The sequence below is a fragment of the Dankookia rubra genome, assembly GCF_004355005.1.
Lineage (GTDB): Bacteria > Pseudomonadota > Alphaproteobacteria > Acetobacterales > Acetobacteraceae > Paracraurococcus > Paracraurococcus ruber_A.
The window spans coordinates 1-15,937 of record NZ_SMSJ01000103.1; the positions used below are offsets into that span (position 1 = coordinate 1).

Here is a 15,937-nt window from a genome sequence, read left to right on the forward strand (position 1 = left end):
CCGGCCGCGAAGCGTGGCGCCGCCGGCCGCACCGCGGCGGCGGCCAAGGGCGGCCGGTCCAGCGCCGGCAGCCGGCGCGGCAGCCCCGCCCGCGGCCGCGACTGACGGCATGGTGACCCCTGGGCACCGCCGGGCGGACCCGGCGGTGCCCAGGGCGCTGCCATGCCCATTGCGCATCCACGGGCACTTCAACCGGCGCGCGAAACCTCACGGTGTCGAGGCGGCTTTACACCTCATTGGCTTGCCGCAGCCCGTGGTCCATGGTGAACCCCGTCAAGCCTCGCCCATACGCGCTGCTTCAGGGGTCAAGACAACGCCATGATTGCCACCACCCCCGCCGAGGACCTGATCTTCGGCCTCACCCGCGTCATCGACCTGCCCGGCCTGACCGCCGCCGGCGGCGTGCCGCTCGGGGCCGAGGACATCGCCGCCGTCGTCGGCGAGGCCGACCGCTTCGCCCGCGACCTGCTCTGGCCGCACACGATGGCCGCCGACCGGCACGGCGCGGTCTACGAGAACGGCGTGGTCCGCACCCCACCGAGCTACAGGCCGGCCTACCAGGCCTGGATCGAGGGCGGCTGGCAGGGCTTGGCGGCCCCGGCCGAGGTCAACGGCATCGAGACCGGCGGGCAGGACCTGCCGCAGGCGCTGTGGATGGCGGTTGCCGAGCTGGTGACCGCCGGCGACATGTCCTTCAGCCTTTGCCCGCTGCTCAGCATCGGCGCGATCGAGGCGATCGCCCGCTTCGCCTCGCCCCCGCAGCAGGAGGCCTGGCTGCCGAAGCTGGTCAGCGGCGAATGGACCGGCACCATGTGCCTGACCGAGCCGCAGGCCGGCTCCGACCTGTCGCAGGTCCGCACCAGGGCCGAGCCGGACGGCACCGGCGGCTACCGGATCACCGGGCAGAAGATCTACATCACCTGGGGCGAGCACGACCTCACCGACAATACCCTGCACTTGGTCCTGGCACGCCTGCCGGATGCGCCGCCCGGGACCAAGGGGATCTCCCTCTTCGCCGCGCCGAAGCTGCTGCCGGACGGCACCCGCAACGCGCTGCGCTGCGGCGGGCTCGAGAAGAAGATGGGCATCCATGCCTCCCCCACCTGCGTCATGCTGTTCGAGGGGGCGGAGGCGCAGCTGGTGGGCGAGGCCAATCGCGGCCTGAACGCCATGTTCGCCATGATGAACGCCGCCCGCCTCGGCGTCGGCGTCGAGGGCGTGGCGCAGGGCGCCCGTGCCCTGGCGCTGGCCGAGCCCTATGCGGCGCAGCGGATGCAGGGCGGCCAGGCGATCGACCGCCACCCCGACGTGGTGCGGATGCTGGCGGAGATCCGCGCCATCACCCTGGCCGGCCGCCTGCTGGCGCTCGAGGCCGGCGCCGCGCTCGACCGCCACCGCCTGCTGGGCGAGCCGCAGGCCGAGGCACGGGTCGCGCTGCTGACGCCGATCGTCAAGGCCTGGTGCACCGATCGCGGCGTCGATTGCGCCTCGCTCGGCATCCAGGTGCATGGCGGCATGGGCTTCGTCGAGGACACCGGCGCCGCCCAGGTGCTGCGCGACGCCCGGATCGCGCCGATCTACGAGGGAACCAACGGCATCCAGGCGCTCGACCTGGTCGGCCGCAAGCTGTTCCGCGACGGCGGCGCGCACATGCGCGGCCTGCTGGCCGAGGTGGCGGCGAGCGATGCGCGGCTGGCGCCGGCCGTCGCGGCCATGACCCGGGCGACCGACTGGATGCTCGACCGCGGCCTCAGGGACGCCGATGCGGCGCAGGCCTCGGCCGCGGCCTACCTGGATGCGGCGGGCTGGACCCTGGGCGGCTGGATGCTCGCCCGCGCCGCGGCGGCGGACGCGCGCTACGCGCCGCTCGCCGGCTTCTACCTGGCCCGGCTGCTGCCGCGGGCGGCGGCGCGGGTGGCGGAGATCGAGGCGGCCGACAGCCTCCTCGCGCTGATGCCCGCGGCCTGAGGTGACGGCCTGAGATGGCCGATGGCGTGGCGGCGGGACCGCAGCCGGCTGGCCTCACGCCACCCGATGCTGTTTTATTGCGCAGCGGGACACTTGCGGATGGGCCTCCCGGCCGCATCTGCCGACCATCCATGACAATGTGCAGGACACGCCGCCGCGCATGAACGCTCCGCTCGCCACCCCCGCCCTGAAGGTCAGCCGCCCGCGCGTCGCCATCGTCGGCGCGGGCCCGGGCGGGCTCGCCTCCGCCATGTTGCTGGCGGCGCAGGGCGCGCAGGTCACGATCTTCGAGAAGGACAAGGTCGTCGGTGGCCGCACCCGGACGCTGTCGACGCCGGAAGGCTTCCGCTTCGACCTCGGCCCGACCTTCTTCCTCTACCCCCGGGTGATCGCCGAGATCTTCGAGAGCGTCGGCGCGAGGCTGGAGGACGAGGCCAGGCTGATCCGGGTCGACCCGCTCTACCGGCTGTTCTTCGAGGGCGCGGCGAGCGTCGACGCCACCGCCGACCCGGTGCGAATGGAAGCCGAGATCGCCAAGCTTTGCCCGCAGGATGCCAAGGGGTTCCGCGCCTTCATCGCCGAGAACCGCGCCAAGCTGGGGGTCTTCCGGCCGGTGCTGGAGAAGCCCTTCGAATCCATCTTCCGCTTCCTGCACCCGGAGGTGCTGAAGAGCCTGAAGCTGCTGCGGCCGCACAGCACGGTGGACCGGGACCTGGCGCGGCATTTCAGCCATCCGCTGGTGCGGCTCGCCTTCTCCTTCCAGACCAAGTACCTCGGGATGTCGCCGTTCCGCTGCCCGAGCCTCTTCACCATCCTCAGCTTCCTCGAGTACGAGCACGGCATCTGGCACATCGAGGGCGGCTGCGGCTCGATCTCGGAGGCGATGGGGCGGGTCGCTGAGCGGCTCGGTGCCGAGATCCGCTTCGAGGCGCCGGTCGAGCACATCGCCTTCGACGGCCGCCGGGCGACCGGGCTGACGGTGGGCGGGGCGCACCACGCGGCGGATGCGGTGATCGTCAACGCCGATTTCGCGCATTCCATGCCCTACCTGGTGCCGGAGGCGCTGCGTCCCCGTTGGAAGGACGCCAAGATCGAGACGGCGCGGTATTCCTGCTCGACCTTCATGCTCTATCTCGGGATCGAGGGATCCTACCCGGACCTGGCGCACCACACAGTGATGCTGTCCGAGGGCTATGAGCGGAACATCCGCCAGCTGGAGACCGGGATCCTGCCGGACCAGCCCAGCCTCTATTTGCACAATCCCAGCATCCTCGACCCCAGCATGGCGCCGCCCGGGCATTCGGCGCTCTACCTGCTGGTGCCGGTGCCGAACCTGCGCGACGCCAAGGCGCAGGGGCTGGACTGGCGGGAGGAGGCGCCGCGCTTCCGCCGGCTGGTGCTCGACCGGCTGGCCAAGCTCGGCCTCGGCGACCTCGAAGCGCGCATCCGGTATGAACGCGTGGTCACGCCGCTGGAGTGGCGGGACGAATACGCGGTAGGGCACGGCGCCACCTTCAACCTCAGCCACGACCTGTCGCAGATGCTCTGCTTCCGGCCGCAGAACCGCTTCGTTGGGACCGAGGGCGTCTACCTCGTCGGCGGCGGCACGCATCCCGGCAGCGGCCTGCCGGTGATCTACGAGGGCGCGCGGATCACCACGCGCCTGCTGGCCGAGGATCTCGGCCTGCGTCCCGGGCCGGCGGTGCCGTCCATGGGGGGCCTCGCGCCGGCGCTGGAGCCGGCGCGGTGAATGCATTCGGCGCCGATGCACCGGCCGGCGCGACGACGGGACGACGGGAAGGGGAATGGCCATGACCTCGCATGTGGTGGTGGTGGGCGCCGGGCTTGGCGGCCTGGCCGCGGCGGCGACGGCGGCGGCGCGCGGCCACCGGGTGACGGTGCTCGACAAGAACCCGTGGCTCGGCGGCAAGGCGGCGGTGCTGAACCTGCCCGACCCCGAGCGCCCCGGCAGCAACCAGGGCTTCCGCTTCGACATGGGGCCGACGATCCTGACCGTGCCGCGCGTGCTGCGCCGCATCTACGCGGAGGCCGGGCGCGACCAGGCGGCCGACCTGCCGCTGATCCGGCTCGACCCGCAATGGCGCTGCTTCTTCGACGACAACACGCGGATCGACTTGATCGAGAACGTGGACGCCATGGCGCGGTCGATGGATGCCTTCGCGCCGGGGACGGGGCAGGGGGATGGCTACCGCCGCTTCCAGCAGGTCGCCGAGAAGCTGCACGAGGTGTCCGAGAAATTTTTCTTCTGGAAGCCGGTGGAGGGCATCGGCGACACCATGGACATGCGGGCCAACTTCAACCCCGACACCATGCGCGACGTGATGGCGCTGCGCATGGGCCAGACGGTGGCGAAGGTGATCCGCGGCCATGTGCCGGACGCGCGGCTGGCGCAGATGCTGGACCATTTCTGCCAGTATGTCGGCTCCTCGCCCTATCTCGCCCCGGCGGTGCTGTGCAGCATCGGCGACATGCAGGCGACCGAGGGCGTCTGGTACCCGAAGGGCGGCACCCGCGCCGTCGCGGTGGGCCTGGCCAAGCTGGCCGCGGATCTCGGCGCCGACCTGCGGCCGGGCGTGGACGTCACCGGCTTCGACATCGAGGGCGGCGCGGTGCGCGCGGTGAGGACCGCATCGGGCGAGCGCATCGCCTGCGACGCCGTCATCTCCAACATGGACGCCATCCGCACCTACAAGGAGCTGGTCGGCGGCGATACCGGCCGGAAATACGCGAAGAAGGGGTTCGAGCCGGCCTGCTCGGGCGTCGTGCTCTATCTCGGCCTGCGCAAGCGCTACGACCACCTCGCGCACCACTGCTTCGTCTTCTCCCGCGACGCGGAGGAGGAGTTCGACGCGATCTACAAGCGGGGCATTCCGGCCCCCGACCCGACCGCCTATCTCGCGGCACCCTCCTGCTCGGACAACACCGTGGCGCCCGAGGGCGGCGAGGCGCTCTATGTGCTGGTGCACACGCCGCACCTGCGGCCGGGGCAGGACTGGTCGAGGATGTTCGCCCCCTACCGTCAGGTGATCCTCGACAAGCTGAAGCGCACCGCGGGGATGGAGGACATCGAGGAGCGCATCGTGGTCGAGCAGGCGCTGACGCCGGTCGACATCCACGAGCGCTACAAGGTGCTGGACGGCGCCATCTACGGGCTCGCCAGCCACGGCCGCTGGACCGGCGCCTTCAAGCCGAGCAACCGGTCGAAGCAGGTCAAGGGCCTCTACCTCGCCGGCGGCGCGGCGCATCCGGGTCCCGGCATGCCGATGGTGATGATGTCCGGCTGGATCGCCGCCGACGCGCTGGACCAGGACCTCGGCGGGCGGGGCATGAGCACGGCGGCCGAGCAGGCCGGGCAGCGCGACGCGCTGCGGGCGCGGCTGGCGGCGGAATAGCCATGGCGGCGGGGCGCAAGGGGGAGGGGGCGTCGCCGGTCGCGCTGTTCTCCCCGGCGCGCTTCGCCTTCTACCGCTTCATGTTCGCCGGCTTCGCCGCCAGGCACCTGCGCGCGGTGCGGCTCGCCAGGTGGGGCCTGCCGCCGCCGGACGAGCCCGGCCGGCCGCTGGTGGTGTATGCCAACCATCCGTCCTGGTGGGACGGCGTGGCCTTCATGCTCTATTCGACCGAGCTCTTCCCGGGGCGCCGGATGTTCATCCCGATGGAGGCCGCGGCGTTGCAGCGCTACGGCTTCATGACCCGGATCGGCGTCTTCGGGGTGGAGCAGCAGTCGGCGCGCGGGGCGGTCGCCTTCCTGCGGACGGCGAAGGCGGTGCTGGCCGAGCCCGGCGCCATGCTCTGGATGAACGCGCCCGGCCGCTTCATGGATGTGCGGGAGCGGCCGGTGCCGATGGCGCCCGGGCTGGTGCGGCTGGCCGAGCTGGCGCCCGGGGCGCGCTTCCTGCCGATGGCGATCGAGTATCCCTTCTGGTCCGAGCGCGCCGCCGAGATGCTCTGCGGCTTCGGCCCGCCGATCGAGGGCGAGACCCTGGCCGCACTGGACCGTGAGGCGCGCAGCGAGCGGCTGGCCCGGGCGTTGGAGGCGGCCATGGACCGCCTGGCCGAGGATGCGATCGCCCGCGACCCCACACGCTTCCGCCCGGTGCTGCGCGGCCGCGAGGGCATGGGCGGCATCTACGAGCGCTGGCGGCATGCCCTGGCGGTCGCCCGCGGCAAGCCCTTCGACCCCCGCCACGACCCAAGCGCCGGAGAAAGCGCATGAAAACCCAAAAGAACAGCTGGGGGGCGCGGGGGGACTACCTTCCCCGCGTTTTTTCTTCCTGATGGATTGGACCTGGCTTTGCCTGGGCCTGACGGCCCTGCCTGCCTCGATCGGCCTGCACAACCTGCGCCGCCTGCCAGGCCTGACCGGTGATCGCGCCGAGGGGCTCGTCTCCGTCCTGATCCCCGCCCGCGACGAGGCCGCCAATGTCGAGGCCTGCGTGACGGCCGCCCTGGCCAGCCGCGGCGTCGCGGTCGAGGTCGTGGTGATGGATGACGGCTCCACCGACGGCACGCCCGAGATCGTCCGCCGGCTGGCCGCCGCCGACCCGCGCGTCCGCCTCGCCGCGGCGCCGCCCCTGCCGCCCGACTGGACCGGCAAGGTGCATGCCTGCGCCAGGCTGGCCGAGGCCGCGCGCGGCGACTGGCTGCTCTTCATCGACGCCGACGTGCGGCTGGCCCCGGGCGCCGCGGCGGCGATGGCGGCGCATGCGGCGGAGAAGCGCCTCGCCATGGTCAGCGGCGTGCCGCGGCAAGTCATCGGCTCGCTCGGCGAGGCGCTGACGGTGCCGGGAATCAATTTCCTCCTGCTCGGCTACCTGCCCGGCGGCGGGCGGGCGGAGACGGTGCGGCCCGACCTGGCGGCGGCCTGCGGCCAGCTCGTGCTGTGCGAGCGCCGCGCCTATGACGCCATCGGCGGGCATGGCGCGGTGCGCCGCGTGCTGCACGAAGGCCTTGCCCTGGCCCGGCTGTTCCGCACGGAGGGCCACCGGACCGAGGTGGTGGACGGCGCCCCGCTGGCGACCTGCCGGATGTACCGCGGCTTCGCCGAATGCTGGGGCGGCTTCCTGAAGAATGCGCGGGAGGGGATGGCGACCCCGCTCGGCCTGCCGATCTGGACCGTGCTGCTGGCCGGGGCGCATCTCTGGCCCTGGGCGCTGCTGCCGGAGATGCAGGCCGTCCTGGCGATCGCGCTGATGCTGGCGCTGCGGGCGGCGGTGACGATCCGGGCGCGGGAGCCCTGGTGGACCATCCCGCTGCATCCCGCGACCATGCTGGTGGCGCTGGCGATCCAGTGGTGGGCCATGGCCCGGTGGCTGATGGGCCGGCCGGCGGGCTGGAAAGGCCGCGCATATCCGGCCACAAAGGCGGCATGAATGCCCCGGCGCCCGTAACCGCAAGCCTCGCCGTCTCCGCGACGCCGACCCGCGACCACGACACGGAGAATTTCCCGACCGCGTCCCTGCTGCTGGCGAAGCCGCTGCGGGCCAAGGTGATGGCCTTCTACCGCTTCGTCCGCGTCGCCGACGACATCGGCGACAGCCCCGACCTGCCGGCCGAGGAGAAGATCCGCCGGCTGGATGCGATGGAGCGGGCGCTGGACGACCCCGGCACGGCGCTGCCGGAGGCCGCGGCGATGCATCGCGCCGAGGTCGGGGTGGCGGAGGCGCGGCTGATGCTCTCGGCCTTCCGCCAGGATGCGGTGAAGACCCGCTATGCCGACTGGGCGGAGCTCGAGGACTATTGCCGCCGCTCGGCCGACCCGGTCGGGCGGATGCTGCTGCGGCTGCACGGGGATGGCGGGAACGCGGCGGCCAATGCCGCGGCGGACGGGCTCTGCACCGCGCTGCAGGTGCTGAACCACCTGCAGGACCTGGTGCCGGACCGCGCCGCGCTCGACCGGATCTACCTGCCGGAGCCCTGGATGGCGATCGCCGGCGGCGAGCAGGCCTTCTTCGACCCCGCCAATGCCGGGCGGCGGCGGGAGGTGCTGGACGCGGCGCTCGACCGGGTCGAGGAGGAGCTGGACCGCGCCAGCGCCCTGCCGCGGCTGCTGCGGTCGCGCCGGCTGGCGATCCAGAGCGCGATGACCATCGGCTGCGCCCGGCGCCTGCTGGCGCGGCTGCGCCGGGCCGACCCGGTGCCGGGGCGCGTCGCGCTGACCAAGGCGGATGTCGCCCGCGCGCTGGCCGGGGCCTTCTCGCTCGGGCCGCGCGACGCGCCGGTCGTCGCCTCCCGCGTTTCCCGCGCCGGGTCGTCCTTCGCGTGCGGCATGGCGGCGCTGAAGGGCGGGCGGCGGCGGGCGCTCTGGGGCGTCTATGCCTTCTGCCGGTCGGTCGACGACATCGCCGACGGCGCGATGCCGGAAGCCGAGAAGCGCCGCTTCCTCGCCGACTGGCGCCGCAAGCTGGTGGCGCCCGACTGCGTGCTCTCCCGCGAGCTGGCCTTCGCACGGGAGGCCTATGGCGTGCCGCTGTCCGAGTGCGAGGCGATGATCGCCGGCATGGAGACCGACAGCGCCGACCGGCTGCGGTTGGCGACCGAGGCCGATCTCGACCTCTATTGCCGCCAGGTCGCCGGCAGCGTCGGGGCGATGAGCGTCCGCATCTTCGGCGCGCCGGAGGCCGAGGGCTTCGGCCTGGCGCTCGGCCACACCTTCCAGCTCACCAACATCCTGCGCGACGTCGACGAGGACGCGCTGCGCGAGCGGGTCTACATCCCGCGCGACCTGCTGGACGCGGCGGGCATCCCGGATGGCCCTGCCACCGAGATCGTCGCGCATCCGGCCTTCGCCGCGATCTGCGCGCGCCTCGGCGAACGGGCGGCCGAGGGCTTCGCCGCGGCCGAGCGCGACATCCGGGCCTATGACCCGCAGGCGCTGCTGCCGGCGGCCGTCATGATGTGGGGCTACAAGCGGCTGATGGACCGTCTGGTGCGGCGCGGCTGGGCCGGCGCGCGTCCCAGGCCGAAGCTGACCAAGGGCGAAAAGCTGCGCATGGCCTGGATGGCGCTGGGGTTCGGCCGCGCGCCATGACCGTCCATGTCATCGGAGCCGGGGTCGCGGGCCTCGCCGCCGCGCTGGCGCTCGCCGAGGCCGGCCGGCCCATTGTGTTGCACGAGTCGGCGCCCAATGCCGGCGGCCGCTGCCGCGCCCTGCCGGACGGCACCGACAACGGCACCCATGCGCTGCTCGGCGCCAACACGGCGGCGCTCGGCCTGCTGCGGCGGATCGGCGCGCTGGAGGGCTGGGTGGAGCCGGAGCCTGCCGGCCTGCCGGTGCTCGACCTGCGCGACGGCCGCGCCTTCCGCGTCGCGCTCTCGCCGCTCGGCTGGGGGAATCCGGCATTGCGCCCGCCGGGGCTTTCGGGTCGGGCGCTGCTGGCGCTGGCCGGGCTGGCGCTGCCGGGGCGGGACCGCGCGGTCGGGCCGGCCATGGCGGCGCATCCGGAATTCCTCCGCGGCTTCGTCGACCCGCTGGTGGTCGCGGCGCTGAACACGCCGGTCGGGGAAGCCTCCGCCAACCGGCTCGGCGCGGTGCTGCGGCGGCTCGGCGGCCGCGGCGCGACGCGGCTGCTGGTGGCGCGGGAGGGTTTGGGGCCGGACCTGGTCGCGCCGGCGCTGGCCGCCATCGCGCGGGCCGGCGGCACGATCCGCTTCGGCGCCCGGCTGCGCCGGCTGGTGGTGCAGGGCGGGCGCTTGGCGGGGCTCGACTTCGGCGAGGATGCGGTGACGCTCGGCCCCGGCGATGCCGCCGTCCTGGCGACGCCGCCCTGGGAGAGCCAGCGGCTGCTGCCGCACCTGGACACGCCTGGAAGCTACGCCCCGATCGTCAACCTGCATTACGCGCGGCCAGGCCCCGGCCCGGTCCGCTTCATCGGCATGCTCGACGCGCTCTGCCAATGGGTGCTCGTGCGGCCGGCGGGCGTTTCGGTCACCGTCAGCGCCGGCGACGACGCGGCGCGGGAGGACCAGGCGACGCTCGGCCCGCGCGCCTGGGCGGAGCTGCGCCAGGCGGCGCTGGCATTCGGGCTCGCAGGCGAGTGGCCGGAAGCGCCGCCGCCCTGCCGCGTGGTCAAGGAACGCCGCGCCACGCCGCGCCACACGCCCGGCCCGCCGCTGCGCCCGTCACGGCTGCCGCTGGCGAACCTCGCCTTGGCGGGCGACTGGACCGACCCGCTGCTGCCCGCGACGATCGAGGCCTCGGTCCGCAGCGGGGAGGCGGCGGCGTGTGCCTTGCCGTGCTGACGCTTCGCCCCGCCTCCGGCGCCGGATCGCCACGGCCCGGGGCGTGCGCGCCAAAAGGCGGTCGGCCAGGGTTCCGCGATCGCTACGCATCCGCCGTCCTGGCGGCGCCGTAACCTGGACTCGGCTCGGAGAAGCACATGACCTGGATGCCGCCCGCCGGATGCGAGGCTCCCGTCGCCCTGGTCCGTCGCGCGCTTGCCGCGCTGCGGGTCGGCGACGCCGACGCCATGCTCGGTGACTGCGCCGAGGATGTCGGCCTGGAGCATGTCGGCGACCCGCTGCACCTGCCCTATGCCGGCCGCTTTGCCGGGCATGCCGGCATCGCGGAGTACCTCCGCCGGCTCGACACCGCGGCGGAGATCCTGGCCCATGAACCCGTGGAGATCGCCGCGGTCGGGCACGACCGTGTCCTGGTCCTCGGCCGGGAGCACCTGCGCTTCCGCATGACCGGCCTGGATTCACCGGGCTGTTGGGTCCACCTCTTCACCCTCCGCGGCGGCCGCATCGCCGCCGTGACGATCTGGAGCGATGGCGCTGCGCAGCTGGTCGGTTACCGAGGCTACTGAGGACGCCGCTGGCGAAGCTCCCGCCGCGGCGCTGGCCGCCCTGCGGGCGGCGGCGGCGCGCGACGGCGCCCTGCCGCTCGACCGCCGTCGCGCCCTGCTGCTCGCCCTGGCCGAGCTCCTGCTGCGCCGGGCCGGGGACGTCGCCGCCGCGCTCGATGCCGATTACGGCGGCCGCAGCCCGGAGGAGACGCTGCTGGCCGAGGTGAAGCTGACCGTGGATGCCGCCCGCCACGGCGCCGCGCAGCTGCGGGCCTGGGCGAAGCCGCGTCGGGCCGGCGTGCCATTCCCCTTCCGCCCCGCCCGCGCCGCGGTGGAGCCGGTGCCGAAGGGCGTCGTCGGCATCATGGCGCCCTGGAACTACCCGCTGCAGCTCGCCCTGCTGCCGGCGATCGACGCCGTCGCCGCCGGCAACCGCGTGGCGATCAAGCCGGCCGAGGCGACCCCGGGCACCGCCGCCCTGCTCGCCGACCTCACCGCCGCGGCCTGGGGGCCGGAGGTCGCCCGGGTGGTCCAGGGCGGGCCCGAGGTCGCCGCCGCCTTCGCCGCGCAGCCCTGGGACCACCTGGTCTTCACCGGCGGCACCGAGACCGGGCGGCGCGTCATGCAGGCCGCCGCCGCCAACCTCGTCCCGCTGACGCTCGAGCTCGGCGGCAAGTGCCCGGCGCTGGTGCTGCCCGGCGCCGATCTCGGCCGGGCGGCGCAGGCGATCCTGGCGGGGAAGGTGGTGAATGCCGGGCAGACCTGCATCGCGCCCGACACCGTCCTGCTGGTCGGCCACACGCCCGCGGATTTCGCGGCGGCCTGCCGCGCGACGGGGATCGGCCTGCCGGACACGGTGGTGGTGAACGGCCGCCAGGCGGCGCGGCTGGATGCGCTCTGCGAGGGCGCGACGCTGACGCCGCTGGCCCCGCCTGGCCCCGGCCGCCGGCGCGCCCTGGCCTTGGCCGAGGCGCCGCCCGGCCATTCCCTGCACGCGACCGAGATCTTCGGGCCCGTGCTGGCGGTGCAGCCGCTGCCCGGCCTCCCCGCCGCCATCGCCTGGATCGCCGAGCGCCCGCGCCCGCTGGCGGTCTACCTCTTCGGCGCGACGCGGGAGGAGGAAGCCGCGGTCGCCGCCGGCACCCGGAGCGGCGCCCTCGTCGCGGGCCGCTGCATCGAATACGCCGCCTTCCCGGACCTGCCCTTCGGCGGCACCGGCGCCTCCGGCTTCGGCCGGCGGAACGGGGAGGCGGGGTTCCTCGAATTCAGCCTGCTCCGCGCCCGGGTCGCGCATGGGCGCTGGAGCCTCTCGCGCCTGCTCGACCCGCCGCGCGGCGAGCGGGGCCGCGCGCTGATCCGCCGCATCCTGCGCTAGAACCGGATCCGTGCCGCTGGCGTTGTGACCCTGCATCCTTCCGGGAAACGTCATGCCCATCCATCCGACTACGCGCCGCGGCACCCTGCTCGGCGCCCTTGCCCTCGCGGGCTGCCAGACCACCGCCATGGATCTCGCCGGCACCGGGACCGTCGCCGGCGCCAGCAGCGGCGCCGGCCGCCCGGCCGCGCTGCTCAGCGCCAACAAGGCCGACCAGCCCATGGGATCGGTGGTGCAGGCGCTGATCGACCTCGGCGCCAAGCCGGTCTCGACGCTGACGGTCGAGCAGGCCCGGCGGCAGCCCAGCATGGCCGATGCGGTCCGCCGGGTGCAGGCGCAGCAGGGCGTGCCGACGACGCCGCGGCCGGTTGCCCGGGTCCAGGACCTTTCCATTCCCAGCCGCAACGGGCCGATCCCGGCCCGGGCCTATATCCCGGAGGGCGGCCGCGGCCCGCTGCCGCTGATCGTCTACTGGCATGGCGGCGGCTGGGTCATCGCCGACCTCGACACCTACGACGCCTCCGCCCGGGCGCTGGCGGCCGAGACCGGCGCGGTCGTGCTTTCCTGCCACTACCGCCAGGCGCCGGAGCACAAATTCCCCGCCGCGCATGACGACGCGCTGGTCGCCTATGCCTGGGCGCTCGGCGCGGCCCAGCGGCTCGGCGCCGACCGCCGCCGCGTCGCCCTGGCCGGGGAGAGCGCCGGCGGCAACCTGGCGATCGCCACCGCGATGGGCATTCGCGACCAGCGGCTGCCGAAGCCCGCGCACATGCTGCTGGTCTATCCGGTGGCCGGCACCGATACCCGCACGCCCTCCTACCTCGAGAATACCGCCGCGGTGCCGCTCGGGCGCGACGACATGCTCTGGTTCGTCGACAAGGTCACCCGGTCGCCGCTCGACCTGCAGGACCCGCGGCTCGACGTGGTGGGCAAGGCCGACCTGCGCGGCCTGCCGCCGGCGACCATCATCAATGCCGGCATCGACCCGCTGCGCTCGGACGGCGAGATGCTGGCGCAGAAGCTGCAGGCGGCGGGCGTGCCGGTGGTGCAGCGGACCTGGCCGGGGGCGACGCACGAGTTCTTCGGCCTGGCGCCGACGGTGCCGGACGCGACGGAGGCGCAGCGCTTCACGGCGATGCGGCTGCGGGACGCCTTCGGCGTGCCGATGGCGAGCCTCTAGCCTGCGATCGTCCTGGGTGGACACACGCAGGACGTCAATCGCTGGCTCGACCAAGCCTCGACCGACATTGCCCTGCCGCGGCAGGGCAATGTCGGCCCGGCCTGGAAGCATCCCCGGGTGGAGACACCCGGGACGCGCAGCGGGGCTTCGCCGGTCGCTGGACCGATCCTGCCCTGCCAGGGCCGAAAGGATTCCGGTCCGGCCGCGGCGGTTCAGGCTGCGGCGCAGCCCGCCGGCTTCACCTTCCTGACCGTGCTCGCGGGGTGCTTCAGCAGCTTCTCGGCCGGGCGCACCGGGCGGCGCACCAGCTCCCCCGTGCAATTGGGACAGCGGCCCTGCAACACGCCGTCCGCGCAGGCGGCGCAGAAGGTGCATTCGTAGGAACAGATCCGCGCCTCGGCACTCGCCGGCGGCAGGTCCGTGCCGCAGCACTCGCAGCAGGGGCGGAGTTCGAGCATCGCAGGGGCCTCCCGGTCCTGCCGCGCAGCCTCCGCGCCGGCGCCGCCCGGGTCAAGCCCGGCGAACCCGGGGCCGGCGGGGCGCGTTGGCCTGGGCATGAGCGACAAAACAACCCCGAAGCCCACCCGCCCCGGCGAGCCGCCCGACGATCCCGGCCGCATCTCGCCCGATCCCGCCGCCGAGCGCGCCAGCGGCACGATCGACCGCCCCATCGGCACCGGCGACGCGCAGCCCGGCGACCGCGCCGAACGCGCCGCGGAACTCGGCGGCCCGGTCGACATCTTCCCGACGCGGCGCGACCGCACGGGGCTGGAGGATCCGATCTCCACCAACGAATCGAACGACTGACGCGGGTCGCCGCCGGGCCTCGGCCCACCGGGAGCCCAAACGGCCCGGAGGCTGCGGTTCCGCAGCCGGGTCGGCCCAGCGATGCCGGCCCCGCGGGGCGCCGCGCGCCGTGCGGCCTCATCTCCCCAGCGAATCCGGTCCCGCGTCGTCGCCCGCGCCGTGCCGGGCGATCCGACCAGCCCGCGACGCCGCTGCGGAAGAGCCCGGGATGCCCCGGGCCGGTACCCCGCCAGGGCCGACGCCCTAGGCCCGCAGCACCACGACGACATCGCCCTCCGCCACCGCCTCGCCTTCCGCCACCCGCCATTCCAGCACCGTGCCGGCGCGCGGCGCGACCACGGGAATCTCCATCTTCATCGATTCCAGCAGCATCAGGCTGTCCTCGGCCGCCACTGCTTCGCCCGGCTGCACCAGGATCTTCCAGACCGAGCCGGCGATCTCGGCCTTCACGCGGATTTCCGCCATGCGCATTCCCCCCTGGACGTCGCGGCCATTCGACGGGCGCGGGCAGCCAGGGTCAAGCCGGGTTGCCGGGGCGCCGGCGGGATGCTGCCATGCCGGCAGGACCGCACCGGAGGAACCCCGCATGCCCGCCCCCGCGCTTTCCAACCCGGTGAAGGCGAAGCTGGCCGCCGGCGGCACCGCGCTCGGCCTCGGCGTGCGGATGTCCCGCTCGGCCGAGATCGCCCGCATCGCCCGCGCCACCGGGCATGACTTCCTCTTCATCGATGTGCAGCACAGCCTGTTCAACCTCGAGACCATCGGCCACATCGCCCAGGCCGCCGTGGCGCTCGGCGTCGCGCCCTTCGCCCGGGTGCGCTCGGTCCGCGACCCCGACGTGCAGGCGCTGCTCGACAACGGCGTCACCGGCATCGTCTTCCCGGACGTGAACACCGCCGAGGAAGCGCGGGCCGCCGTTGCCGCGGTGCGCTTCGGCCCGCTCGGCCGCCGCAGCGTCACCGGCGGCTATCCCTATTACGACTTCGCCGCCGTCCCGCCCGCCGAGGCGCTGCCCGCGGTCGATGCCATGACCTTCCTCGCCTGCATGATCGAGACGCGGGAGGGGGTGGAGAATGTCGAGGCGATCGCCGCGACGCCCGGGATCGACGTCATCCACATCGGCATGAACGACCTGCTGACCAACATGGGCAAGCCGGGGCAATATGCCGATCCGGAGCTGCAGGCGGCGATCGACCGGGTGATCGCGGCCTGCCGCGCCAATGGCGTGCAGTTCGGCTGCGGCGGCCAGCGCGACCCCAGGGCCCAGGCGGCGATCATCCGGCGCGGCGCCCGCTTCCTGACGACGCAGACGGATATCGGCCTGCTCTCGGCCGGCGCGGGGGCCTGGACGCGGGGGATCCAGGCGGCGCTGGAGGCGGAGTGAGGCAAGGCCGGGGAGGAAGTATCCTCCCTGGACCCTCCTTTATTTCTGCGAGTCTGGCACTCGCCGCGCGGCGAGTGCCGACCCACCGAAAGAACGGAGTGGGGCCTGCAAACCCTAGGGCTTCACCGGCACCAGGTACTTGCCGAACATCCAGCCCTGCGGCCTGGTGTCGCCCACTTCCACCCAGTCGTCGTAGCTCCGGCTGAACTCGCGCAGCACCTCGCCCTGCGGCGCGGTGCGGATGATGGTCGCCTTGTTGTTCGGCTGGGCGCGGATATTGGCCGCCGCCCGCACCGTCAGCCGCGCCGGCTGCTCCGCGGCGGGGGGCGGCGGGATCGCGGCCGCGGTGGGCAGCGGCGGCAGGGCGCGGGCGGGGGGCGCCGGGGATGCCGGTGCCGGCTCGGCCGGCCGCGGCG

At 74.0% G+C, this 15,937-nt stretch carries 15 protein-coding genes; 12 read left to right on the forward strand and 3 right to left on the reverse strand.

What is annotated here, in order from left to right; translation table 11 throughout:
• Window positions 1-318 precede the first annotated feature (318 nt).
• The 10 genes from E2C06_RS31305 (at window position 319) to E2C06_RS31350 (ending at window position 13,330) form a co-directional block, all read left to right on the forward strand.
• Window positions 319-1,968 carry an acyl-CoA dehydrogenase family protein gene (locus E2C06_RS31305; RefSeq protein ID WP_133292501.1) on the forward strand — a complete coding sequence of 550 codons (1,650 nt, stop codon included), beginning with the start codon at window positions 319-321 and terminating at the stop codon, window positions 1,966-1,968.
• Window positions 1,969-2,128: 160 nt separating this feature from the next.
• A complete protein-coding gene (gene crtI, locus E2C06_RS31310) occupies window positions 2,129-3,718 on the forward strand; it encodes a phytoene desaturase family protein (protein WP_133292502.1) in 1,590 nt (529 codons plus the stop codon).
• Between the two features lie 55 nt (window positions 3,719-3,773).
• Complete coding sequence (locus E2C06_RS31315; protein WP_133292503.1) at window positions 3,774-5,381, forward strand: phytoene desaturase family protein; 1,608 nt, start codon at window positions 3,774-3,776, stop codon at window positions 5,379-5,381.
• Between the two features lie 2 nt (window positions 5,382-5,383).
• A complete protein-coding gene (locus tag E2C06_RS31320; protein ID WP_133292504.1) occupies window positions 5,384-6,205 on the forward strand; it encodes a lysophospholipid acyltransferase family protein in 822 nt (273 codons plus the stop codon).
• Window positions 6,206-6,266: 61 nt separating this feature from the next.
• Window positions 6,267-7,361 carry a glycosyltransferase gene (locus tag E2C06_RS31325; RefSeq protein ID WP_133292505.1) on the forward strand — a complete coding sequence of 365 codons (1,095 nt, stop codon included), beginning with the start codon at window positions 6,267-6,269 and terminating at the stop codon, window positions 7,359-7,361.
• The gene (locus tag E2C06_RS31330; protein ID WP_133292506.1) at window positions 7,358-9,019 is read left to right on the forward strand and encodes a squalene/phytoene synthase family protein; all 1,662 of its coding nucleotides are present in this window, start codon (window positions 7,358-7,360) and stop codon (window positions 9,017-9,019) included. Before E2C06_RS31325 ends, E2C06_RS31330 begins: the two co-directional genes overlap by 4 nt.
• Window positions 9,016-10,230: a hydroxysqualene dehydroxylase gene (locus E2C06_RS38555; protein WP_133292507.1), complete on the forward strand. Its 1,215-nt coding sequence runs from the start codon at window positions 9,016-9,018 to the stop codon at window positions 10,228-10,230. The genes E2C06_RS31330 and E2C06_RS38555 overlap by 4 nt, the downstream gene beginning before the upstream one ends.
• Before the next feature lie 137 nt (window positions 10,231-10,367).
• On the forward strand, window positions 10,368-10,796 hold the full coding sequence (locus tag E2C06_RS31340) for a nuclear transport factor 2 family protein (protein WP_133292508.1): 429 nt from the start codon (window positions 10,368-10,370) through the stop codon (window positions 10,794-10,796).
• Complete coding sequence (locus tag E2C06_RS31345) at window positions 10,759-12,150, forward strand: aldehyde dehydrogenase family protein (RefSeq protein WP_133292509.1); 1,392 nt, start codon at window positions 10,759-10,761, stop codon at window positions 12,148-12,150. Before E2C06_RS31340 ends, E2C06_RS31345 begins: the two co-directional genes overlap by 38 nt.
• Window positions 12,151-12,202: 52 nt before the next feature.
• Window positions 12,203-13,330: an alpha/beta hydrolase gene (locus tag E2C06_RS31350; RefSeq protein WP_206664774.1), complete on the forward strand. Its 1,128-nt coding sequence runs from the start codon at window positions 12,203-12,205 to the stop codon at window positions 13,328-13,330.
• Window positions 13,331-13,542: 212 nt separating this feature from the next.
• Here E2C06_RS31350 and E2C06_RS31355 read toward each other — a convergent pair whose 3' ends face one another.
• Window positions 13,543-13,788, reverse strand: a complete 246-nt coding sequence (locus E2C06_RS31355; RefSeq protein ID WP_133292510.1) for a DUF1272 domain-containing protein — start codon at window positions 13,786-13,788, stop codon at window positions 13,543-13,545.
• 97 nt (window positions 13,789-13,885) lie between these two features.
• Here E2C06_RS31355 and E2C06_RS31360 point away from each other — a divergent pair, with 97 nt between their 5' ends.
• On the forward strand, window positions 13,886-14,137 hold the full coding sequence (locus tag E2C06_RS31360; RefSeq protein WP_241671555.1) for a hypothetical protein: 252 nt from the start codon (window positions 13,886-13,888) through the stop codon (window positions 14,135-14,137).
• Window positions 14,138-14,380: 243 nt separating this feature from the next.
• Here the strand turns inward: E2C06_RS31360 and E2C06_RS31365 are convergent, their stop codons facing one another.
• A complete protein-coding gene (locus E2C06_RS31365) occupies window positions 14,381-14,602 on the reverse strand; it encodes a biotin/lipoyl-binding carrier protein (RefSeq protein WP_133292511.1) in 222 nt (73 codons plus the stop codon).
• Between the two features lie 121 nt (window positions 14,603-14,723).
• On the opposite strand from E2C06_RS31365, the gene E2C06_RS31370 reads away from it, so the two are divergent.
• On the forward strand, window positions 14,724-15,521 hold the full coding sequence (locus tag E2C06_RS31370; protein WP_133292512.1) for an HpcH/HpaI aldolase family protein: 798 nt from the start codon (window positions 14,724-14,726) through the stop codon (window positions 15,519-15,521).
• Window positions 15,522-15,635: 114 nt separating this feature from the next.
• On the opposite strand, the gene E2C06_RS31375 is transcribed toward E2C06_RS31370, so the two are convergent.
• Window positions 15,636-15,937: SH3 domain-containing protein (locus E2C06_RS31375; RefSeq protein WP_133292513.1), on the reverse strand; the 302-nt coding region annotated here is incomplete at its 5' end.

Bases quoted from the DNA above. Each gene is read 5' to 3' on its own strand.
- E2C06_RS31315 (WP_133292503.1), top strand. From the start codon at position 3,774: ATGGCCATGACCTCGCATGTGGTGGTGGTGGGCGCCGGGCTTGGCGGC.
- E2C06_RS31305 (WP_133292501.1), top strand. From the start codon at position 319: ATGATTGCCACCACCCCCGCCGAGGACCTGATCTTCGGCCTCACCCGC.
- E2C06_RS31330 (WP_133292506.1), top strand. From the start codon at position 7,358: ATGAATGCCCCGGCGCCCGTAACCGCAAGCCTCGCCGTCTCCGCGACG.
- E2C06_RS31320 (WP_133292504.1), top strand. From the start codon at position 5,384: ATGGCGGCGGGGCGCAAGGGGGAGGGGGCGTCGCCGGTCGCGCTGTTC.
- E2C06_RS31355 (WP_133292510.1), bottom strand. From the start codon at position 13,788: ATGCTCGAACTCCGCCCCTGCTGCGAGTGCTGCGGCACGGACCTGCCG.
- E2C06_RS31370 (WP_133292512.1), top strand. From the start codon at position 14,724: ATGCCCGCCCCCGCGCTTTCCAACCCGGTGAAGGCGAAGCTGGCCGCC.
- E2C06_RS38555 (WP_133292507.1), top strand. From the start codon at position 9,016: ATGACCGTCCATGTCATCGGAGCCGGGGTCGCGGGCCTCGCCGCCGCG.
- E2C06_RS31350 (WP_206664774.1), top strand. From the start codon at position 12,203: ATGCCCATCCATCCGACTACGCGCCGCGGCACCCTGCTCGGCGCCCTT.
- E2C06_RS31325 (WP_133292505.1), top strand. From the start codon at position 6,267: ATGGATTGGACCTGGCTTTGCCTGGGCCTGACGGCCCTGCCTGCCTCG.
- E2C06_RS31365 (WP_133292511.1), bottom strand. From the start codon at position 14,602: ATGGCGGAAATCCGCGTGAAGGCCGAGATCGCCGGCTCGGTCTGGAAG.
- crtI (WP_133292502.1), top strand. From the start codon at position 2,129: ATGAACGCTCCGCTCGCCACCCCCGCCCTGAAGGTCAGCCGCCCGCGC.
- E2C06_RS31340 (WP_133292508.1), top strand. From the start codon at position 10,368: ATGACCTGGATGCCGCCCGCCGGATGCGAGGCTCCCGTCGCCCTGGTC.
- E2C06_RS31360 (WP_241671555.1), top strand. From the start codon at position 13,886: ATGAGCGACAAAACAACCCCGAAGCCCACCCGCCCCGGCGAGCCGCCC.
- E2C06_RS31345 (WP_133292509.1), top strand. From the start codon at position 10,759: ATGGCGCTGCGCAGCTGGTCGGTTACCGAGGCTACTGAGGACGCCGCT.